Genomic DNA, 22,577 nt, shown 5'->3' on the forward strand with positions numbered 1-22,577 from the left:
CCGCCACGTCACGCTGACTGATTTTCATTTTTCCACTCCCGTCCGGTTGCTGCCTGCTGCTGTTGCTGCTGCATACGGCTGTTGTTCAGCGCCTGGGCTTTTGGCGCGTCCATCACCAGCATCCCCTCTTTCAACACCACGACGCGCTCCACCAGTTCCAGCACCGGCACGCGATGCGTGGCGACAATCAGGGTGCGATGCCCGAGCCAGTCGCCCAGACGCTGGATGAATTCCCGCTCGGTGTGCTCGTCCAGCGACGCGGTGGGTTCATCCATTAGCACAATATTCGGATCGCGCAGCAGCATCCGCGCCAGCAGAATCGACTGGCGTTGCCCGCCGGATAATCCCACGCCGTTTTCCATGATCGGGTAGTCCAGCCCCTTGGGCAGCTTCTGCACGAAGCCTGCCGCGCCGGTCAGCTCCAGCGCCTCGAAAATCTCTTCGTCGGTGGCGCGCGGCATGCCGAGGGTGATGTTTTCGCGCAGGGTGCCGTAAAACAGCCGGGCGTTCTGGGTCATAAAGCCGACGTTGCGCCGGACGTCGGCGACGTCGAGATGCGGCAGGCTGAAGTTATCAAGCCGCAGCTCGCCGGCCGCCAGATCCATTCCGCCCGCCATGGCCTGCAGCATGGTCGATTTGCCCGCGCCGTTGCGCCCGAGGATCGCCACTTTTTCTCCCGGCCGGATCTCCAGCCGGTTAATGCGCAGCGCCATGCGCGGATCGTCCGGCTGATAGCGGAACTGCGCCTGCTCGAAGAGGTAATGACCGCGCAGCACGTCCTGGCGGATCGGCGTCTCCTCGCGCTGATTTTCGGTGGGAAGCTGCATGATGCTGTCCAGCCCCTCTTTTGCCGCTTTGACCTGCTGCCAGCGCGCCAGCACGCCGCACAGCGTCGCCATCGGGGCGATCATGCGGGAGGCCAGCATCGACGCGGCGACCACCGAACCGGTGGTCAGGGTGCCGTCGATCACCATCGGGGCGCCGACCACAATCACCCCGGCGTAGACCAGGCTCTGAATGGTCATCCCCCAGCTAATCAGGTTCTGCGTCAGCTCGCGGGTGCGCAGGCCGGATTCTGCGGTGATCTGGATATAGCTGTTCCACTGCTGCAAAAAGCGGTTTTCCGCCTGCATCAGCTTGATGTCCTCCAGCCCCTGCACGCTCTCCACCAGCACCGCGTTGCGCAGGGTCGATTCATGAGCCGACTGCTTTGCCAGCTCCGCCAGCTTCTTCTGCAGCAGCAGGCCGGGCAGGACCATGATCACCGCCGCGACCGGGGCGATCCACGCCAGCTGCGGGGCGATGATCGCCAGCACCACCACGAACAGGAGAAAGAACGGCAGGTCGACAATGGTCGAAATGGTGGACGAGGTGACCATCTCGCGGATCTGCTCCAGCTCGCGCAGCTGAGAGATAAAGCTGCCGGTGGAGCGGGGGATCGCGCTGTTGCGCAGCCGCAGCGCGTGGCCGAAGACGCGATCCGAAACGCGCATGTCCGAGCGCTTGCCGAGCAGATCCATAATGTGCCCGCGCGCCACGCGCAGCACAAAGCCAAACAGGGTGGCAATCAGCACCCCGATGGTCAGGACGTAAAGCGTCGGGTAGGACTGCGCGGGGATCACCCGGTCATACACCTGCATGGAAAAGACGATCCCGGAGAGCGACAGCACGTTGATAAAGAGGGCGGCCAGCATGACCCAGCTGTAGGGGCGCAGGTCGCGCATCACCAGCCGGTAGAGCCAGTCCGGGCGGTATTTTGAGATATAGGCATCCACGCGGCTGTCCTTCAGCGCGGCGAGTGGACGCAGGGCAATGACGTGGCGGATAGCGGGCAGCATCGCCGTCATCGACAGCCGGTTGGTGTAGGTCTCATCGTCGAAAAAGCTGACCTCCAGCGTATCGTCCCCGTCGAAATGCTCGATCACGCCGATCCTGCCGTCATTCATCGCCACCACCACCGGCAGACGCCAGCTGTTGATCGCCTGCCGATCGTCGGTAAGGAGCTGAAACGACAGCCCCGCTTCGCGGGCCAGCTGGGTGAGGGCGGGAACCATTGGTTTGCCTTTCAGCCACGGCGCGCCTGCGATCAGCGCGCCGGGGGAGCAGGCCACGCGGTAGCGCGTGGCGACAAAGCCAAAGGCCTGCGCCCACTGCGCCAGCGCCTCATCCGTCATCGTTTCGCCCTGCGGGATTTCGCGTTGCTTCATGGCTGGATCTCCACGGTCTGGATGGTGCGGTTATCAAGATCGAACGCATGACGCAGCTGCCCGGTGTTATACAGGCAGTTGAGTTGCAGCTGGTGCAGCTGACCGAGGGTCTGCTGCTGAGTGAAGCGCGCCTGATAGACCTCCTGCTCGGCGTTGAGCACGTCGAGCAGCGGGCGCGAGCCGAGATCGAGATACTGCTGCTGGTACAGTTCGCGGGTGCGGGCGCTGAGGGCTTCCTGGCGACCCTGGATTTGCAGCGTGCTTTGCAGGCTCATCACCTGGCTGCGGGCTTCCAGCAGTTTCTGGCGGACATCAAGGCGCGTACGCTGAACGGTGGACTGCGCCGCCTCCACCGCGTGTCCGGCAGCGTTACGCCGGGCGGTGAGGCCGCCGCCCTGGTAGAGCGGCATCTGCACTTTCACCCATGCGGAATACTGGGTGCGATCCCGGGTTTCGCTCCCCGCGTAGCGATCGTTCATGTAGTGACGCACCTCCGGCTCCAGCGAGACGGTTGGCGTCATCTGCGCGTCGGCGTAGTCGAGGTTAGCCTGGGCGACGTTAGCCTGCGCCCAGGCGGCAAGCACCGCGGGCACCAGACGGTCATCCGGCTCGGCAATGTCGCAGCTCCGGCCCAGCTTTTGCGGAAAGTCATTGCTGATTGTGTTCAGGCTGTTCCAGCCGAGAAAGCTCATCAGCGTGGCGCGGGCGCTGTCCAGGCTGGCCTGGTACTGCATCAGCTGGGCGCGGGCGCCTTCGATACGGGCATCGGTCTGCACCACGTCAGAGAGCGACGTGGCCCCTTCGTCGTTACGCTGGCGGGTCAGCGTGCCAATGGAGGAGAGGGCGTCGAGCTGCTCTTTAGCGGTCTCGACCATCTGCTGCCAGGTTTGCACCTGCACCATGGCGATGGCGGTATCGTGAGCGATGGTGTCGATACTCACCAGCACGTTGGCCTGCTGCTGGGCAACGCCCGCGCTCTCGGCCCGCACCTGGCTGTCCACTTTGCCAAAGTCGTAGAGCATTTGTGACAGAGAAAGCACCAGCGACGGGGTAAAGCCGTTCTGGTCGCCGTCATGGGAATAACCGTTGTCCACGCCGGCATTAATCTGCGGATAGTATTTTGATTTAGCGACGTCCACCTCTTCGCTCTGCTGGTAGAGTTTCCCCACGGCTTCGCTGATGGCCGGGTGCCAGGTGACGGCGCGGTTGACGGCATCGCCAAGCTGCAGCGAACCGGGGGCGGCTTTGCCAGCCGCAGGTGCGACGCGGCCATTGAGCGAGGGGAGTTCCTGCGTTTCGCGAAGCTGTCCGGTATTGATGATTGCCGCCGGGTTCGCGCAAAGAGCGGGCACAGATATCAGGCAGCACGAGAGCCACCAGTGAGGCATCTTCATTCCCATGTCATGTCCCTATTAAAAAAATACGGCTTTATTATTTATGCCCGGGCGCTGTGCGCCCGGGTCATCTCTTGCAGGTGCTATCAGGTAATGATGTGTTGCTGGTTAACAAGCTCGTCGTAGGTGGTCTGAACGCCATCAAGCGTAACGAGCGTGGTATTAGTGTAGGTGCCTCCCGCACCGTCACGGTCGATGGAGATCACGGTATTGCCATTACTATTAGTGACATGGAGATAATTCCCCAGCGTCGCGGCGCTACCGTTCCAGCCCACCAGCAGATCGCCGATGTCGATTTTGTCCCCCTGCGCCAGCGAGAAGCCAGTCCAGTGATCGCCCGCGGTGCTGCTGACGTTACCCGCCGTGGCATTCCCCACCGTACTGTTCAGCACCTGGTAAATCAGCGTATCGCCGTAGGCCGTACCGGTGATGGCGTCGTTATGTTCTGAACTGATGAACTGCGGCGCCATATTGATGGTCAGCGTGGCGCTGTCCGTTCTCCCGGTAGAGTCGGTCAGGGTGTAGTTGAAGGTCTCCTTCGACGTCATGGAAGAGAGCGATACCCCGCTGTTGAGGGTATAGGTGTAATGGCCGTCAGCGCCGATCGCCAGGACGCCGTAATGGCCGGTGATGTTCACCGTTGCGCTGCCGGTGTACGGATCCAGCGTGGTGGTCACGCCGTTGTATCCGGTCACGCTCAGACGGGTATCCACCGAGTGGAGCTGATCCAGCACGCCGCCAGAATCGGTACCGTCAAAGATATTGCCGTTGACGGTGTGGCTGCCGGTGACGTCGAAATCACTCAGCGAGTAGGTGGTGCCGTTCACGCTTGGCGTAATGGTAATGTTCCCCACGCTCAGCCCCGGTACGCTACCGGTAAAGTTCAGCGTATAGGTCCCGGCGTTCAGATCCAGCCCGGTGAGCGGGATGTCGATACTGCCGCCCAGCAGTGAGCCGCCGCTGAAGGAGCCGCTGCGGATCACGCCCGAGCCGTCGCTGATGGACCAGTTTACCGTCAGCCCGCCCAGCGCCAGCAGCGAGGCCACGTTAAAGTGGAGCGACACGTTGTGCAGCGCGGTGTTCGCGTCGACCACGAAGGTTCCGCTGCCGGAGCCCTGGGTTGACGAGAGCAGGGCCGTCGTCCAGCTGGCGGTGCCCACGGTCGTATCCGAGTATGCCGACGTGTGGTGCACCGAGGTGAGGTCCATCGTGGCGCTGACATCGTTCACCGCATCCATCGCCCGGGGGGTTGGGGTGATGTTGAGCGATGCCGTATCCTTCGAGCCGTCAGGCGCGGTAACGGTGTAGACGAAGGTATCCGGCGTGCTGATATGGTCCGCCCCCACGCCGCTTCTCAGGGTGTAGGTGTACTGTCCGGACGAATTGATGGTCAGCGTGCCGTATTCCCCCTGAATGGTGGTGGTTCCACTGCTGTTGACCGCCACGCCGTTCACTTCGGTGACCAACGTGCCCGCCGGAACTGGGTCATTCGCCAGCACGTCGCCCGTGGTGGTTTCGCTGATACTCGCCACGCTGTAGACATGATCCTGCAGGACGCTCAGCGTGTAGCCCGTCAGGACGGCGATCCCCGATGCGGTATTGAGTAAGAACAGGTACTCCCCGGCCGGCAGATTCAGCGTCAGCTGGGATGACGTGCCCCCCAGCAGCGGGGCGCGCAGCCAGCCCGACTCGACGCGAACCTGCTCGAAGGTCTGGGTGGCGTTGTTGAACTTATAGACGTACAGATCGAACACCGACGCCAGCGCCACGCCGCCCACGGAGGCCTGGATGGTCATGGTGCGGGTCGTGCCTTCCTCCACGTTGTAGATAATCGGGTTGGTCATGTCGTCCAGCAGGTTAAGCCCCAGCGTGCTGCCGAGATTAATGCCCACCAGGGTAAAACCGTTCTGAGACGAGGCGCCGTTATTAATCTCGCTCACGGTGGTGTCAAAGGTCAGCGAGGCCGTATCGTCCACCGCCACAATGCCGTTGATTACCGTACCGGCACCCAGAGACAACACCAGCTGCGCCGACGCGCTGACGCCGTTATGGGTGATGGTGTAGGTGAAGTTCTCCGTCCGGCCAACGACCGCGGCGCTGGTGTCGGTCAGGTTGTAGGTGTAGCTGCCGTCGCGGTTGATGGTCAGCGTACCGTATTTGCCCTGGATCACCGTGCCGTCGGCGTTCACGCTGGTGGTGACGCCCTGGGCGTTAGTGACTGCGGAAACGGTGGTTCCGGCCGGCGCGTTGTCGCTGCCGGCTGTCGGGTCCGTATCGAGGATCACGTTGCCGTTGAGGCTGGTATCGCCCGTGACCGTACCCGGACCGGTCTCTTTCACCGCCACGTCGAGGCTGGTGTAGGAGCCGGTCGCCAGCAGGTTGGTGTTGTAGCTGAGCACGCGATAGTTGCCGTCGGCCAGCCCGGTCAGGTTCAGCGATACGCCGGTTGCGCCGAGGGTCAGGAGATCGGCAAACTGCGGTTGGCCGGTATCCACCACGGTGGTCCAGGCGCCGTTGACGTAATGCTGAACCACCAGCTCAAGGGTGTTGAGCAGAGAGAGCACCGCACCCGTGGCGTTGGCGTTCACCACGATATCCGCGCTGCCGCCGCTGCCCACCGTGAAGTTGACCTGGGCCGTATCATTGCCCAGCAGCGTCAGGACGTTGCCCACGGCGCCAACCAGCAGGAAGCCGTAATCGCTGTACTGGCTGTTGGTCACGGTTGCCGTGGTGCTGAGGTTCAGCTCTTCGACGTTATTGCTGGCGGAGAGCGGCACCACCGGCGCAAGGGCGGAGCCCGGCAGCGAGGTGTTGCCCGCGGCGTCGGTGGCGGTGATCTGCAGCGTCTGGCCTTCGGTCTGTTTGTTAATGAAGGTGTAGGTGTAGGTGCCGTTGCTGCCCGCAATGGCGGTCACCGTCGAGCCGTCCGCAAGGCGGATCGCGACGGTGCTGCCTGCTTCCGCAGTCCCGGTCAGGACGCTACCGTCGGCGTTGAAGGTCCCGGTCGGCGCCGTTGGAGCGGTCGTATCGACGATAATCGTCGTCACGGCTGACGCCACGCTGGTGTTGCCCGCCGCATCGGTGGCCGTGGCGGTGAAGTTATGCGTGCCTTGCGCCAGCGTGGTGGTTTGCGGCAGGGTCCAGTTGCCGCTGCCGTCGGCGGTCACCGTGCCCACCAGCGTGATGCCATCGTAGATTCGCACCGTGGCATTCGCTTCGGCTGTTCCGCTCAGCGTTGGGCGCGTGTCGTTGGTCGGATTCGTACCGGTCACCGGGCCGGTAACGCTGCCGACGTCATCAATCACTGAAATGATGGCCGGTGCGCCCGGCGCGAGGGTATCGACGTTAATCACATACCCGGCGGTAGGCGCGCTCGCGTTGCCCACCGCATCGGTGGCGGTAAAGGTTAAATTGTGCGGACCGTTGCCCAGCGCCGGGGATGACGTAAAGCTCCACGCCCCGCCGGTCGCCGTCACGCTGCCGATTTGTACGCCGTTATCGAATATTTTCACCGTCGACCCGGCTTCCGCCGTACCGCTGAGGGTTGGCTGCGCGTCGTTGGTGAACCCGCCGTTCGCCACCGGCGTCGCCGCATTGCCCACGTCATCCAGAATGCTGGTCAGCACCGGCAGCGCAGGTGGCGTGGTGTCGACGGTGAGGCTAAAGCTGGTGGACGACACGCTGGTGTTGCCTGCCGCATCCGTCGCCTGCGCGGTGAAGCTGTGCGCGCCAGCGGTCAGCGTGGTGTTGAGCAAGATACTCCAGCTTCCGTTGCCATCCGCGGTGCCCGTTCCGACAAGGGTAGTTCCCTCATAGATCTTCACGGTGGCAAACGGTTCGCTGGTTCCGACAAGGCGCGGTACCGTATCGTCGGTTGTTTGCCCGGACGTAAGCGGGCCGGTGATGGTGCCCACGTCGTCTATCGCCTGGCTGATAACCGGCGCGTTCGGTGCGGTGGTATCCACAATCAGGGTAAAGTCCGGCGAGTTCAGGCTGACGTTGCCCGCTGCATCGGTGACCGTGGCGGTCCAGGTATGGCTGCCGTTGGTCAGCGGCGTTGACGGCGTAAAGCTCCATGCGCCGGTACCGTCCGCCTGAACGGTGCCGACCGGCTGCCCGTTCTCATACACGGTGACCGTGGCGTTGGCGGTCGCGGTGCCGTTTAGCGTCGGCGTGGTGTCGTCGGTGCTCTGCCCGGAAGTGAGCGGAGTTTGAATGCTGCCCGCGTTGTCACCCGCGGTCGAAATGACCGGCGCCGACGGCACGCCCGTATCCACCGTCAGGTTAAACGGTGTCGTCGTGCTGCCGGTATTGCCAGCCACGTCGGTGGCGTTGAAGGTGATGGCGTGTGGACCTTCGCCCAGATCGGTACCCGGGGTGAAGGTCCAGCTGCCCTGGGCATTCACCACCGCAGTGCCAATTTCGTTGCCATCAACGATCACGTGCACGGTAGAACCCACCTCGCCCGTACCGTTGAAGGTTGGGCGCGCGTCGTTGGTGCTGTTACCCGACGTGAGCGCCCCGGTGACCGGACCGACGTCGTCAATCACGCTGGTCACCACCGGTACGCCGGGGGCTGCGGTATCAATGGTAAAGGCGAAGACCGATGAGTTAGCCGAGGCGTTGCCTGCGGTATCCGTTGCATACGCGCGCAGGGAGTAGCTGCCGTCGCCCAGCGGCGCGGTCGGCGTAAAGGACCAGTTCCCGCTGCCGTCAACGATCGTCGTGCCAATCTGCGTGCCGTTATTCATGATGTGAATCGTGCTGCCCGCCTGCCCGGTGCCGCTGATGGTCGGGGTGCTGTCGTTGGTCACCTGGCCGCTGGTGAGGTTACCCTGGACGCCGCCAGGGACGTTGTCGCTCACATTATCCAGCGTCGGAACCGTCGGTGCCGTCAGGTCAACCACCACGCTCCAGGGAGCTGAGACCGCGCTGACGTTGCCCAGCGGATCGGTCGCCCGGACGGTGAAGCTGTGCGAGCCTTCGCTGAGCGCGGTGTCAGGAGTAAACGTCCACGCGCCGGTGCCGTCAGCCGTTACCACGGCAATCTGGGTACCGCCGTCGAAAATGGTCACCACGCTGTTTGCGTCCGCTGTCCCCGAAAGGGTTGGCGTGGCATCGTTCGTCTCGGTGCCGCTGACCACCGTGGTGGCGGCGTTACCGACGTTATCCGTGACGTTGGTGATGACCGGCGTGGCGGAAACGGAGTCCACCACGACGGTGAAGCCCGCCGAAGGACCGCTCTGATTCCCCGCCGGATCGGTCTCGCGGATGGTCAGGATATGGTTGCCTTCTGTCAGGACGGGCGTGGTGTAGCTCCAGGTGCCCGTATTGCCGACCTCCGCGGTCCCCAGCAGCACGCCGTTGTTGTAGATGGAGATGGTATCGCCGACCGCGCCGGTGCCGGTGAGGGTCGGCTGGTTGTCGTTGGTGGTCTGGCCGCTGGTCAGCGGTCCGGTGCCCGGACCGACGTCGTCAATCACCGCGCCGATAGCTGGCGTGCCCGGTGCGGTGAGGTCGACGGTGACGCTGGCCGCCGGAGAGCGGCCGCTGGTCTGGCCGTTGAGGGTCGCCGTCACCTCAAAGGTGTGCAGCCCTTCGCCAAGCGCGGCTGGCGTATAGCTCCAGTTGCCGCTGCCGTCGGCGGTCACCGTCGTCAATGGCGTCGCGCTACCGTCCTGATAGATGGTAATCAGGCTGCCCGCTTCGGCCGTACCGGTAAGCGTTGGCGTGGTGTCATTAGTGGTTTTGCCTTTCACATCGCCAGTGATCGGATCCGCGTCATCGACGATCGCCGTGATGACGGGCACCTGCGGCAGGTCGAGCGGTGAATCGACGACGACAAAAGGCACGCCCGCGCTGGCATTCCCTGCGGCATCCGTAGCGGTCACGGTCAGCGTGGTCGGATCCAGCTGCGCCGGGCTCAGCGCAATGGAGAAACTGCCGTCGCTGCCGACAACGCCGGTACCAATGACCGTGGAACCGTTTGTCACGGTAATGATGCTTCCCACGTCACCGGTACCGGTCAGCGGTGTTCCTTCATCAGCCAGCAGCATGTTGCCCGGATCTGCCGGGGCGACGGTATCTACCGTCACGCTCAGCGGTGCTGAATCACCGGAGGAGTTACCCGCTGGATCGCTGGAAGAGACGGTGAAGGTATGCGGGCCATCCAAAAGCGTCGTGTCGGCAGTCCAGCTCCAGGTGCCGCCCGGCTGGACCGTCACCAGCACCGTAGATGGCGTGCCGTCTACGGAAACGATAACGGTGGTACCGGGTTCACCTGTCCCGGTAAGGGTTGGCGTGCCGTCCTTCGTGTAGAGCACGTTATTAGACAGCTGGCTGTCAGCTACGGCGCTAATGACGGGGATCTCAGGCGCAACGGTATCGAGGGTAACGGTAAAGACCGAACTCGGCGCGCTGACGTTACCCGCTGCGTCCACGCCCGCCACGGTAATGTTGAGCGGACCGTCCGTTTGCGTTGGAAGCGTCAGGTTCCATTCCCCGTTAGCCACCACGACACGGCCCACTTCGACGCCGTTGTTGTAGACGATCACCGTCTCACCGTTGACGCCGGTTCCGCCCACGGTCGGTGTGGTATCCGTGATGTAGCCACCGTTAGGCTCACCGCCCACTGCACTAATCACCGGCGTATCCGGCGCCAGGGTATCCACGACGATCGTAATCGCTGGCGACGGGTCAGAGACGTTGCCCGCTTCATCGGTGGCGGTGGCGGTATAGGCGTGGCTGCCCTCGGCAATGTCGCTGCCAGGGCGCCAGCTCCAGTTGCCGCTGCTGTCTACCGTGACGGTGCCCACGACGGTCGATATGCCGTTGACGGTGTCAGTGATGTTGATGACGTCGTTCGGCGTGCCGGTGCCGCTCAGGACCGGGCGCGGATCGTTGGTGGTTCCGCCATCGGGTACGGGGCCGGTGATCTGGGTGACGCTGTCGGTGACGGTAGGTGCCGCAGGCGTAGCCGGCGCTTCGGTATCAATGGTGATGGTTACCGGCTGCGACGGGGCGCTTTCGTTGCCCGTGCCGTCCACGTTGGTGACGGTCAGGGTGATGTCATAGGTACCGCCGGACAGTGGTGGTGATGGCGTCCACGACCAGCTGCCGGTACTGTCCACGACAGCGTCGCCGATTTTGGCGCCGTTGTTGTAGATCGTCACGGTATCGCCCGCCGTGCCGGTACCGCTCAGGGTTGGCGTGGTGTCGCGGGTGGTTTCGCCCGGGTTTAGCGTTGTTGCTGTTCCGTCAGGATTGACGGTGATGGCCGGGACGTCCGGCGTGGCAGGCGCGACGGTATCCACCGTCAATACAAACGGGCTGGAGATGGTCGTATTGCCTGCGGCATCCGTGGCGTGAACCGTCAGCGAATGCGGGCCGTCGGTGAGCGGGGTAACGGGCGTAAAGCTCCAGCCACCGCTGCCGTCGAGGGTGGCGGTACCGAGCAGGGTGGCGCCGTCATAAACGGTGATCACCGCGTCAGCCGGGGCGGTGCCCTGCAGCAGCGGTGTGGTGTCATCCGTGGTATCGCCGCTGCTGAGCGTGCCCTGAACGCCGCCGACTTCATCGGTCACGGTGGCGATGGTGGCTGCCGCTGGCGGCGTGGTATCGACGGTCAGGGTGAAGCCACCTGACGGCTGGCTGGTGTTACCCGCCGCATCGGTGGCAACAACGGTAAAGGTATGAGGCCCGCTGCCAAGAGGCGTGGTGAGGGTATAGGTCCACGTGCCGTTGTCGTCGACCAGGACCGTGAAAAGATCGGTGCCATCCAGGCGGATGGTGACGCTTGAGCCAGGTTCAGCCGTGCCGTTAAGCGTCGGCGTGGTGTCGTTGGTGCTGTCGTTGGGGTTGAGCGCGCCGAGGCGCTCCGGCACATCATCCAGCACCTGGGTAATGACCGGGGCGGCAGGCGCGACGCTGTCAATCGTCAGAGTCCAGGTGTTGGAGACGCCGCTGATGTTACCTGCCGCATCGGTCGCGACGGCGGTCAGGGCGTGGGGGCCCTCGGCGATAGGCGAGGAAGGCGTAAAGATCCATACGCCAAGACCATTGGCGACGGTCGTACCAATAGCAACACCGTCCACGCGCACGGTGACCGTCGCGTTTGCTTCGGCGGTACCGCTGAGCGTCGGGGTGGCGTCGTTAGTGGTCTCATTAATGTCGAGCGAGCCGGTGCGACCGGGAACATCGTCCACAACTTGTGAAATCACCGGGGCGCCAGGTGCCGTGCCGTCGACGTTAATTGTCCACGGGTCTGATAACCCGCTTGGGTTACCGGCGGGATCCGTCGCCTTCGCGGTCAGCACCCAGGTGCCATCGGTCAGCGGTGCGGGCGGCGTAAAGCTCCACAGGCCGGAGGAGGGAACAACCGTCGTACCGAGGACATCGCTGCCGTTATAAATCGTGATGGTCGATCCCGCTTCGCCCGTCCCGTTCACGGTCGGGGCCCGGTCGTTGGTGAGGCCGTTCTGGCCCACGGGGCCGGTGGTGGCCTGCACGTCATCCATCACCGACACGATAATTGGCGTCTGCGGTGGGGTAATATCCGGTGACGCCGCGGAGGTTGCGGGCCCCGTGTTGCCCGCCGTGTCGGTGGCGTCAGCGGTCAGGATTTCGCCGTTGAGCTTCGGCGGGGTCAGCGTCAGGCTAAAGTTCCCTTCGCTGTCGGCAACAACAGTGCCAAGGGTGACATTACCTTCACGGATGGTCACCGTGCTGCCAGCTTCCGCGATGCCGCTGATGGTGCCGCCATCATTCGAAACCTCGAGATTACCTGGGGCAGACGGCGGCGTGGTGTCCACGGTGAAAATGACGGGCTCTGAGGTCGCGCTCAGGTTTCCGGCGGCATCGGTTTCAGTGACGGTTATGGAGTGTGTCCCGTCCGGGAGCGGGCCGTTCGGCGTGACGCTCCAGGTGCCGTTGGGCAACACCGTCGTTGTGCCAACCACCACGCCGTTATCGTAGATGGTGATGGTTCCGCCGGGCTCGCCGGTTCCCGCGAGGATGGGCAGTGAAGCATCGGTTGGCGCGACAGACGTGATGGTTCCCTTGATAAGGCCCGTATCGTCGGTCAACACAATCGCGCTCGGCGCGTCCGGCGGAGTAAGATCCTCCGTCAGGGTAAACACCGGCGAGGCTGGCCCGGTGTTGCCGGCGGCGTCGGTTGCCCGCACGGTAATCTGGTGAGTGCTTTCGCTCAGGTCAACCGACGGGGTAAAGGTCCAGGTGCCGTTGCTGGCGACGACCGCCGTACCAATGGCGACTCCGCCGTCATAAATCGTCACGGTCGAGCCCGCTTCGCCGGTGCCGGTAAGCTGCGGGCGCTGATCGTTGGTGCTGCCGCCGTTGCTGACTGCTCCCGTCTGCGGGGCGACATCGTCCGTTACGCTGGTGATTGCTGGCGCATCGGGCGCGGTGGTGTCCGGCGCGTTGAGCGTTGTGCCCGGGCTGGTATTCCCGGCGTTATCCGTGGCGGTGGCGGTCACCTGCTCGCCGTTGGTCAACGGTGTGCCGAGAGAGACGGTAAAGCTGCCGTCGCTGCCCGTTTTTCCTGTGCCAATGACGTTGCCGTTCGCGTCTTTCAGCGTGATGGTACTGCCGGGTTCTGCGGTACCGGTGACGGTTTTGCCATCTGAAGAGAACTTAAGGCCGGAAGGCGCGTTCGGCGCTGTCGTATCCGCATTGGCCGAATTGTTACTGCCGCCACTATCACCGCCGCCGGTGCTTGCCGCCGCCGCGATGCCGCCCGCTGCGGCAATGCCGCCCAGTGCCCATGGCCAGATGGCGGCACCACCGGCGTCGCTCCCGGAGGCCGCAAGCAGCACGTCCGTGGACGCGATAGATTCGTACGTGGCGGCTCCGGTCGGATCTTCAATCCACCATAATGCGCCGTTGCTGTCCTGCAGTACCAGCTGGCTCACGCCCTGCGCGTCCGTGACGTAGAAGTTTTTAAGGGTGATCACCTCGCCGGAGTGCAGCGTAACCAGCAGATCGTTACCGTTTCGCGCGAAGTGGGAGACGCTCGCTCGCTCGACATTAAGCTCAACGATAGAGGAATGGCTCAGGGTAACCTGTGTGCCTTCCGTGGTCGTTTCCACGCCAGTAAGTTTCGATATAACAGAGATTTGGCTCATTTAGGCATTACTCCAGCAGATGTGTCATGAACGGCGAGCAAGACGAGCCAACTCTGCAGAAGGTAAAGGGCGCCCCCGGCGCAGTCGCTGTTATTACGCAGCACTGACCGTTGTTTTTAGCGCGCACGATGCCCGCCAGAATTCAGAGTGGCAACATCAGAGCGAATCTAATGACTTATAAAAGAGAACAGTTTTTATGGGTGTTTTGTGTCTTGTAAAACCCTGTAATTAATAGAGGAATTATTTTTTAGAATATAAAAATGATATAGACAGAAAACGAAGGTTGTGCAAATTAAGCTTTCGTAAATAAGTGCAAAAACAATGAAGAGGGCATTAATGTATTGGGGTGGTTAATAATTTACTTGGCTCAACCTTTTGTTTTATATGATTTTAGTTTTAACCTGTGGCGTTGATTCTGAATATGATTTACGCAGTATGATAATTGGTAGGGAACATTTTTAATATAATGTAAAACGTTATTGTTTAAGCGCGCTTAATATGCATTTAAGTTAGGGTAACGTTTTTGATATAAGATATATTATGTCACCCACACAATAAAATATATTCTTATGCAGGCTTAAAACTCTGCTATCACGCGAAAATAATAGCGTTAAGTAAAGGGTGAAATAACCTGATTTATTTCCATTGGGGCTACGACGTCAGCATGATTTTGCGACAGCAAAAAATTCACGGGGAGAATGAATAAAAATCGTCAGTCGGGCGTTTACTGACGTCACTCCCTTCTTACCCTGGAGCTTTATATGAACACGACCTCGTTTCGTTTGATCCCGGTGCTGATTTTTTCCCTGCTGTCCCCCCTGGCGCTGGCAATGGGCAATAATAGTACCGAGAGCAAAACGCCCGATTGTCCTTCCGGACAGGTGTATGACAGCGTCACCCAGAAATGCGTGCCGGACAAGAGCAGCAGCCTCAGCGACCAGGACAAAACCAACTACGCGTACCATCTCGCGAAGAAAGGCGAGTATCAGGCGGCGCTGAACCTGCTTGATTCGCTGAAAAATGGCAATACGGCTGAAGCGTGGAACTATCGCGGGTTCGCCACGCGCAAGCTTGGCCGCACGGACGAAGGGATTGGTTACTACCAGCGCGCGCTGGCTATTGCACCGGATTATGCCAAAGCCCGGGAATACCTCGGTGAAGCGTGGATGGTAAAAGGACGTCCTGACCTCGCGAAAGAACAGCTGAAGGTGATTGCCGGTATTTGTGGCCAGTCCTGCGAGGAGTACCGTGACCTGCAGGCCGCCATCAACGGGCATCCGGAATCCTGATTTTCTCGTGGAGGGAAAACACATCGCTACCAGTGAGGTTCGTCAACAGTTAGCCGCACACCTGCCGCGTCTCTGGCGCTATGGGCTGGTGCTGTCGCGAAACAGGGATATCGCCGAAGAGCTGGTTCAGTCCACCTGCGTGCGTGCGCTTGAAAGGAGCAGCCAGTATACGCCGGGCACGCGCATCGACAGGTGGCTGTTCGCGATACTGCACTCCATCTGGATCTCTGAGCTTCGGGCACGACACGTGCGTCAGGGGCAGGGATTTGTGGCCAGCGACGAGCTTCTGGCGCCGGATACCCGCGAACAGGATGAGACGCGTCTGCATTATCTGAAGGTGATGCAGCGCGTCAACGCGCTGCCTGAAGCCCAGCGCAACGCAGTATTTTTGGTTTATGTCGAAGGCTTTACCTACCAGGAGGCGGCGGACACTCTGGCGGTGCCTGTCGGTACCGTGATGAGCCGGCTGGCGACGGCGCGGGCTCGGCTTGCCAGATCCGCTGACGCACTGCCTCCGGCAAAGGAGAAACGCTCTTGAACTCGCACCGTTTTGCACCGCCCTATAACGACGACGCTATCGTGGCATGGATAGATGGCGAGATGTGTCGCGTCGACGCGCAGCAATTTGAAGAACAGTTGAAAAGTGACGAACGCCTCTCCGGGCGAACTAACGAACTGATGAAAAGCAGCCAGGATTTCGCCGGGGCGTTTGCCCCCCTGCTGGATGAGGCGCCACTTGAGGCAATGCAGGCGCGTCTGGCGGCACTTCCCGATCCACAATCCTCCACGCCGGCTGGCGTCAGCAGGCGGGCGCTGATCGCCGCGTCGGCCAGCTTTTTGATGGTCGGATCCGGGCTGGGCTACCTGCTGCGGCCCGCTTCCGCGCCAGCGGATGAGAACGCTCATATTCGCGACCTCGAAGCGCAATATATGTCCCTGTACAGCGTTGAGACGCTGCTGGATATGGACAGCGCAACGCCGGTCCTGCAGCGCGGGCTGGAACGAGCCTCGCAGGACATCGGCATCAAGCTGCACATGTCGCAGCTTGTCCTGCAGGGGGCAGAGCTGAAAATGGTGCGAATGCTGCGCTATGAAACCACCTCGATCGCGCAGATTGCCTGGATCAATGCTGACTACGGTCCGATGGCGCTCTGTATCTCTCCTGTAGATGAGAAGACTATGGCCTCTCTGCGCCAGGAGCAGCGGCACGGCATGAACCTGGCGTGGTGGCAGGAGGCGGGCTACCAGTTTGTCCTGATTGGCCGCAACCCGCCGTCTCACCTGCGGGGAAACGCGGAGCAGCTACAGCGCCTCATCTCAGGATGACGGCACGTCGTTCGTCTGAATGGCAATAGCGATGGCAATACGATCGTCCACGACCAGCGCAAACTTATCCATCCCGTAGGCCGCGCGCGAGATCGCCGTCGTGGCATCCAGCGTGAGGGCCTGCGCGTGCGGGTCTTTCACGACAGCCTCCAGGATCACCGGGCGGGCGATGTTTCGTACGGTCAGCGTGCCGAACACCCTGAACCGCCCGTCGCCCTGGGCGACCACGCGAGAGCTGATGAACTCGATAGTTGGATAACGCTCGGATTCAAAAAACATATCGCTTTTCAGCTGCCAGGTGAGCAGCTTGTTTGAGGCTACGAGAGTCGCTACGGGAATGGTGACGTGAATATGGTCGTCGACGTCGTTTTCCGGGTTGAGCGTCACGGCGCCCGTCACGCCACTGAACGTCGCCCAGGAGAGGATGCCGCCGAAGGCATGCCACGACAGCCGAATGGCGGTGTTATTGGCGTCAATTATGTAGCTCTTCGGGGCAGCCATCGCCCACGGACAAACCAAAACAAGCACTATCACCAGGCGTCGCAGCATCTCAGGATCTCTTTTAGGGGGGCAGGGAGTAAACGCGTCACCCCCGGGATCTATTCGGCTTTGTTGACGTTATTTCAACCGGAGCGCGATAACCGGACCTGGTGACAAGTGTAGCCTTGAGAACGCAGAGCTGCGGAGAATAAAAAAGGCCGCGCAAGCGGCCTTTCAAAGGGATTACTCAGTGACTTTCTTTTCCAGCTCGCTGGCACCTTCTTTGGTTTTGTTCCAGCCTTTCTCAGCGCCTTCTTTGGTGGCATCCCACCCTTTCTCGGTGCCTTGTTTGGTTTTATGCCAGGCTTTCTGGGAATCTTCGCTGACCTTGCTGCCCAGGCTTTCGCTTTTACCTTCCGCAGCATGTTTTTGCTTCAGCTTCAGCTCTTCACCTTTGTTCTGCTCTTCGTGCAGTTTTTGCTTCGCCTCGTTGGCATTTGCGTTCGCCGCAGCGACGGTATCGTCAGTTGCATGTGTGGTCGCAGCAAATACTGGGGAAGCCAGCAGAACGGCAGATAATGCGATAATTGTTTTTTTCATAATATCCTCATTTAACGTTATCGGTTATGAGCGTGATTCAGCATGGCACAGGCGAAACGGGATGGCTTTAGGAAAAAACTGTAATGAGATCAATGTGCCCTGCTGAGGGATATTTCGCCTGAGGATTATCCAAAGGATAAAAAGCCTATTTCAGCAAGGGCAGCGAGAGTCAGGAGAATGAAGATAATAACGGTTATGGGTCTGTACATGGTGGGTTCCTTCCGGGTTGAGCGGCTATTCCGTAGCGCTGGGTGGTGTGGGTAATTTTGCACAGGAGAAGGGGGAAGGGGTTGATGTTTGTCAAAGGTAAAGGGAACTTAGGGTGATGGTACTAAAAAACCCGCAGGGGTTATACCGTGTGGGCTTTCAGGTTTCATCTGATGAATAGGGTTATTACCGATGGAGATTCTGGTTGGCTATCCGAGTCTGCATAATTCTCAGGTGCATTTATCCCGCTCAGCAGAAAGCTTTTTCATTCTGTTAAATAATGACTTCAGCTTACGTTTTCCGACGCCGGTGTGGCAGAGATCGTTATGTACTTTTTCAGACCAGACTCCCGTTTAACACCTTTTGGATCGGAAGCAAAAGGAAGCCGCAGGCGAGGTGAATCTGATACTTTCAGTGTCCAGATATAATCCCCAATAAACCTGAAATCCACGCTATCGTCAGAGACCTGGAGATCCGCAAAACTCCCTGTCGAGTACTCATTTCCCAAACGAACAATTTCTTTAAGCCCTTCATGAACGTCAATAAGGGCAATCGTCAGGGATTCCTCGAAAATAATGTCATCCGTCAGAAACAGGATATAACGCTGCTCGTTAACCTGGACCGCTGCTTCAAGCACTTGTCCCGGCACAATAATGCCGCTGCTTTTACCATTGAGCACAACGTCAGATTGAGCCTGGGTTACATCGGTAGCTTCGCGAAGCTTAACCAGAGATATTGAATTAACCTGTTGCATAATCAATTCCACAAACGTCCCATTTCCCATGCAGCAAGAGCGCCGCCGACGAAGCCACCGATGAGCACGCAAACAGGTGCGCCTGGCCCACACATTAATCCCGCCATTGCGCCACCAGCGGCAGCACCGGCAATACCTGCACCATTAATCGCTATTTGCCTGCCTGATTCTGAAACCTTATCATCAGCGGTATAAATTTCGTAAACAGAAATCGCAATCGAAAGAACAATCAGCCCTCTTCCAATGCGCGAGAGTTGCATCATTTTCATGTTTACTTGTGGGTTAGACTTGCCTGCGGATTCAACGATACTTGCATATATCTGATTTTTTTGTACTTCCGAAAGACTGTTAAAATTTGCCTGCGGGCCGAATAAAGCTTTCGCTTTTTTTGCTACCAACTCATTAAGCGTCTTACCTTCGCTTTTTATCCGTTCGGCCATTGCCCGTCCCAGGGGAGTGCTGCGAGAGCGCACCATCTCCATGATCAAATTTCTCGTTTCCTGAGCCTCTCGTGCCGCTTTGTCCCAAGAGATCACTCCAGCATTGGCCTTTGCGCGTAAGTCTGCGGACATTTCTTTGATTCTTTTTGAGTACTCAAGGCGTAAGCGGGGGTCGACCGACAACCTCGCCGCTGCAGCGGAAACATCGCCTTGTAAGGCATTCATAGCGCTTTCGAATTTATCGCGTCCATCGGTATCTAATGCGCTCAGCAACGTCGTATCCATATTCTCATTGTTCCTGTCATTGGCTCTGAGATGCGTTGAATAAATTTCTAGCACATTATCGGTAAAAGGTCTTTTTAATGTTTATTAATTTTGCTTTTGATTATATTTCAATGAGATAGTGATGATGTTAGGGACTTTTCGCTTGAACGATTTGCAGCTTTAAAAGAATGGAGATTGTTGTTAGTAGGGATTACTTTGCTGGTTCAGCGCACCTTGGTAGTCAGTTGGTTTTAAGTTCTTTTCAAAAAACTGATTCAAAATGACTTTCATAAGGTGGGGCATAGGCATGTTTCACTGTCCGTTCTGCAAAACTAGCGCGCATTCCCGCACCAGCCTGTATCTGTCCGATAATGTCAAACAGCGCTATCACCAGTGTATGAACATCGAATGCTCGGCCACGTTCCGCACGCTTGAATCCATCGACGAGGTGATTCGTTCACCGGTGACAGAGCCGGCCATCTCTATACCCGCACCGGCGGCCACCGTTAACCGTGCCGGTGCGTGAGCGCGGCCAGTCATCAGGAGAAACATACGTGACCACACTGACGCTACAGAAAGCCTTTGAGGCCTGTCAGGCAAACAAATCCGCCTGGCTGCAACGCGGGGAAGAACTGACGCAGGCCGAAAAGGCATACCGCGAACAGCTTGCCGGCAGTGGCCACAGTGGCCGGAGCCTGCAAACGCGGCGCGAGATTATCGACGTGAAAAAGTGGGAAATAAATCAGGTTGCCGGGCGTTATATCCGCTCGCATGAGGAGGTGCAGCGCATCAGCATCCGCGACCGACTAAATGATTTTATGCAGGCACACGGCGCGGAGCTGGCCGCCGCTCTAGCCCCTGAGCTGATGAATTATTCCGGGCAACATCCCGCCGTTCAGCGCTGCGCCATGCAGCACTCACTCGACTATCTGAGGGAGGCGCTACAGCTCTGGCTGGTCGCCGGTGAAAAAATTAATTATCAGGCGCAGGATAATGACATTTTAACGGCCATCGGATTCAGGCCTGACGCGGCTTCGCGCGATGATAGTCGTGAAAAATTCACACCTGCACAGAACCTGAATTATACCCGCCGTCGTGCAGAACTGGCCGTGCAGTAGTCCGCTTAAAAATCCCCGAAAATCCCGCCATTTTTAAGTATAAAAGCCATGCATGCATAAGGTGCATGGTTTTGCATGCGTTTTACCGACACTGAATTCCCCGCCAGCGCCAGCACTGGCGCGCCCTGAGGCCGGTCATGCACCTGCATTAAAAGCGCCCCCTTAAACGGGCAGGCGTGGCGGGGAGAGCATTGCGCGCGAAATTGCAGATGTAAAATTTAAAAAGGGTATGACGCAAGCACACACTTCTGTTCAGACTAGATTAGGTATGCTTTTAGTACGCAATTTACTTCTCAGGCTAATCCTAATATTAGGAGGTGTTAATTTCATTGCGTCATTTCATTATCGGTTATATGTCACACCTTCAAGGAAATTATTCAAGATATACTCCTCCATAGGGCTTGCATCTATTGATGCTGACAATCCTATAAGTGATTCTATAGCCTTTAAATGATCAATAATGTTATGCAAAGTTAAAGATTCACTTTCGAAATTTATTTTATAAGCAATCGATATTTTTTTCGAGAGCATGCGAGGTAGGCCGTATTCTTCTAACTGATAAACAACTGGAGGGAGAAACGCATTTGACGTTTTAAATATAAATGGAGATATGTCAGTGTTTTTATTTGGTAGTAATTCAGATAATAAAACGTTAACATCATTTAATAGTGAGGTTAATTTAAATGTTAAATTCTTCTCAAACTCAAAAAAATCATCGATTGTTATTCCGTCATTAGATAGAGTTTCTAATATTTTTGGAATCGGATGTTTCCAGTTTAAACTTGCGACCTTAATATATGAAACGAATTTAGAGTATCTACCACCCCATCCGGCAGGTTGTAGATTTATTATTTTATATAAGTAGTACTCCCATTCATCGGGGGTATTTGAATTGAGATATGCAATGTTTGCCCATTCATGTGGTTTGCTTGCTATATCAAGAGCTATGTCTCTTATAAGTAAGTAATCGCTTGATTTGAATGCCCCTTCTTTTAAAAGCTTGTTAAAGGTCTCATGCCCTAAAATAGAACTCATTTCTTCTTTGTACGCAATGATGGCTGAGATTTGCTCAGGCGTTAAATCATTTTTATATTCAATCTCGTCAATTCCACCAACAAGAGATTCAGGAATGGTTAAATCCAGTTCGTTGTTTTCTTCTTGAGGAGGTGTTGATAATAAATAAACTTTACCAATAAAGTGTTTGAACATCCGGCCGCTTCGGCCAATAATATTCTTGTACGTAAAGTCCTTGAGGTTACTACTACCATTTTTACATTGCCAAATTACAACATTTTCAGCTGATGTATTTACGCCTTCCACAATGGAAGATGTGGAAACAATGTTTTTAATTCCATATTTTTCTTCAAATAGTTTTATTTGTAACTGACTAATTGAACGATGTAATCGACCATTATGTATACCCATCCCTTTCTCGAGTAGCTTTGCTAATTTCCAGTTTTGGGCATAATTAATCTTTAACCAATTTGAAAACTCTTTCAAAAGATACGGTTCATGATCTGGTTGTGTTCTTAAAACAAGGTTTGTTATTTTTTCGATGTTTTTATATGTGCCAGCATATATTAAAGTCTTTCCGTCAGTATTTGAAAGAATCTCTAATAGTGCTTTAGATTTTTTAGTGTCATCTTCTTTGATTTCCTTAGAAAGATCATGTTTTTCCAAAAAAACAGTATTAAAGTCTATTTTTACAAACTCCATTCCTTTAGTGAATGGATTGTTTGTAATTTCGCTAATATTTGGTGCTAGATAATATCGCTGTTTAGCAATCTTAGTAAATTTCATCATTGCCTTAATCAAGGCTGGTGCTCTATCTCTATCATGCTTTTCACTAGCTTTATAAAATTCATCAATAATGAAAAGGTCTAAACATTCAATTTTTTCAAGATAACTAATAGCTCTCTCTTGAGGGAATACAAAAATGTTTTTTTCAGAGGGCTCCACATCAGCAGTAGTAATTATTTTATACTCTGCGGAAAACTTTCTGTGCAATCTTCTGCGGGTTTCATCAGTGAGTGATATCGTTGGTACAATTATTAATACATTATTAGGTTTTTTTAATGATATGAAAGCATCAATGATAAAGCTTTTCCCGAAGCTTGTAGGGGCACTAATTGCTAGGTTTTCTCCGTTCAATAGTCTTTTTAAAATTAATGATTGCTCTCGATGTAGTGTAATAGGGTTAGCTAATCCTACATCAACTTTGAACAGATCATAAACTAACCTGTCATGCTGTCTCTTATACCACATCTCCGAGCCCCCGAGACCGATCAGTATCGAGTATGTAGTGTTGGGGGTGTTAAAACAAAGGGGGGGGGGGGGGGGGGGGGGGGGGGGGGGG

13 protein-coding genes are annotated in these 22,577 nt (G+C 57.3%); 5 read left to right on the forward strand and 8 right to left on the reverse strand.

All coding sequences use genetic code 11. The features are described from left to right. Nucleotides 1-8: 8 nt before the first annotated feature. The 3 genes from USF70_RS16095 to USF70_RS16105 all read right to left on the reverse strand — a co-directional run bounded on the left by USF70_RS16095 (nt 9) and on the right by USF70_RS16105 (nt 13,743). Nucleotides 9-2,207, reverse strand: a complete 2,199-nt coding sequence (locus USF70_RS16095) for a type I secretion system permease/ATPase (protein ID WP_320735800.1) — start codon at nt 2,205-2,207, stop codon at nt 9-11. Continuing rightward, on the reverse strand, nt 2,204-3,607 hold the full coding sequence (locus USF70_RS16100; protein ID WP_320735801.1) for a TolC family outer membrane protein: 1,404 nt from the start codon (nt 3,605-3,607) through the stop codon (nt 2,204-2,206). The genes USF70_RS16095 and USF70_RS16100 overlap by 4 nt, the downstream gene beginning before the upstream one ends. A gap of 80 nt (nt 3,608-3,687) precedes the next feature. Then, nucleotides 3,688-13,743 carry a BapA/Bap/LapF family large adhesin gene (locus USF70_RS16105; RefSeq protein WP_320735802.1) on the reverse strand — a complete coding sequence of 3,352 codons (10,056 nt, stop codon included), beginning with the start codon at nt 13,741-13,743 and terminating at the stop codon, nt 3,688-3,690. 761 nt (nt 13,744-14,504) lie between these two features. On the opposite strand from USF70_RS16105, the gene USF70_RS16110 reads away from it, so the two are divergent. Genes USF70_RS16110 through USF70_RS16120 form a run of 3 tightly spaced genes read left to right on the forward strand, consistent with a single transcriptional unit; the run spans nt 14,505 to nt 16,358 of the window. Continuing rightward, nucleotides 14,505-15,032, forward strand: a complete 528-nt coding sequence (locus USF70_RS16110; protein ID WP_167818920.1) for a tetratricopeptide repeat protein — start codon at nt 14,505-14,507, stop codon at nt 15,030-15,032. Nucleotides 15,033-15,039: 7 nt separating this feature from the next. Further along, complete coding sequence (locus USF70_RS16115) at nt 15,040-15,570, forward strand: sigma-70 family RNA polymerase sigma factor (RefSeq protein ID WP_087823324.1); 531 nt, start codon at nt 15,040-15,042, stop codon at nt 15,568-15,570. Further along, nucleotides 15,567-16,358: a hypothetical protein gene (locus USF70_RS16120; protein WP_320735803.1), complete on the forward strand. Its 792-nt coding sequence runs from the start codon at nt 15,567-15,569 to the stop codon at nt 16,356-16,358. The genes USF70_RS16115 and USF70_RS16120 overlap by 4 nt, the downstream gene beginning before the upstream one ends. On the opposite strand, the gene USF70_RS16125 is transcribed toward USF70_RS16120, so the two are convergent. The 4 genes from USF70_RS16125 to USF70_RS16140 all read right to left on the reverse strand — a co-directional run bounded on the left by USF70_RS16125 (nt 16,350) and on the right by USF70_RS16140 (nt 19,124). Continuing rightward, on the reverse strand, nt 16,350-16,907 hold the full coding sequence (locus tag USF70_RS16125) for a YceI family protein (RefSeq protein WP_033146331.1): 558 nt from the start codon (nt 16,905-16,907) through the stop codon (nt 16,350-16,352). The two genes, USF70_RS16120 and USF70_RS16125, sit on opposite strands and share 9 nt — an antisense overlap. 174 nt (nt 16,908-17,081) lie before the next feature. Further along, nucleotides 17,082-17,438: a hypothetical protein gene (locus tag USF70_RS16130; RefSeq protein WP_029740047.1), complete on the reverse strand. Its 357-nt coding sequence runs from the start codon at nt 17,436-17,438 to the stop codon at nt 17,082-17,084. 493 nt (nt 17,439-17,931) lie between these two features. After that, nucleotides 17,932-18,399 carry a hypothetical protein gene (locus USF70_RS16135; protein WP_214539102.1) on the reverse strand — a complete coding sequence of 156 codons (468 nt, stop codon included), beginning with the start codon at nt 18,397-18,399 and terminating at the stop codon, nt 17,932-17,934. Between the two features lie 2 nt (nt 18,400-18,401). Beyond that, nucleotides 18,402-19,124, reverse strand: a complete 723-nt coding sequence (locus tag USF70_RS16140; protein ID WP_049015074.1) for a hypothetical protein — start codon at nt 19,122-19,124, stop codon at nt 18,402-18,404. 286 nt (nt 19,125-19,410) lie between these two features. On the opposite strand from USF70_RS16140, the gene USF70_RS16145 reads away from it, so the two are divergent. Together USF70_RS16145 and USF70_RS16150 are read left to right on the forward strand one after the other, a co-directional pair. Beyond that, complete coding sequence (locus tag USF70_RS16145; protein WP_214539100.1) at nt 19,411-19,629, forward strand: ogr/Delta-like zinc finger family protein; 219 nt, start codon at nt 19,411-19,413, stop codon at nt 19,627-19,629. Nucleotides 19,630-19,657: 28 nt separating this feature from the next. Further along, entirely contained in the window at nt 19,658-20,221 is a 564-nt protein-coding gene (locus tag USF70_RS16150) for a phage polarity suppression protein (RefSeq protein ID WP_320735804.1), read from the forward strand. 342 nt (nt 20,222-20,563) lie between these two features. On the opposite strand, the gene USF70_RS16155 is transcribed toward USF70_RS16150, so the two are convergent. Then, a partial coding sequence (locus tag USF70_RS16155) for a DEAD/DEAH box helicase (RefSeq protein ID WP_320735805.1) occupies nt 20,564-22,577 on the reverse strand: 2,014 nt, incomplete at its 5' end.

The organism is Enterobacter sp. 237C8 (assembly GCF_034106865.1).
Taxonomy (GTDB): Bacteria; Pseudomonadota; Gammaproteobacteria; order Enterobacterales; family Enterobacteriaceae; genus Enterobacter; species Enterobacter asburiae_B.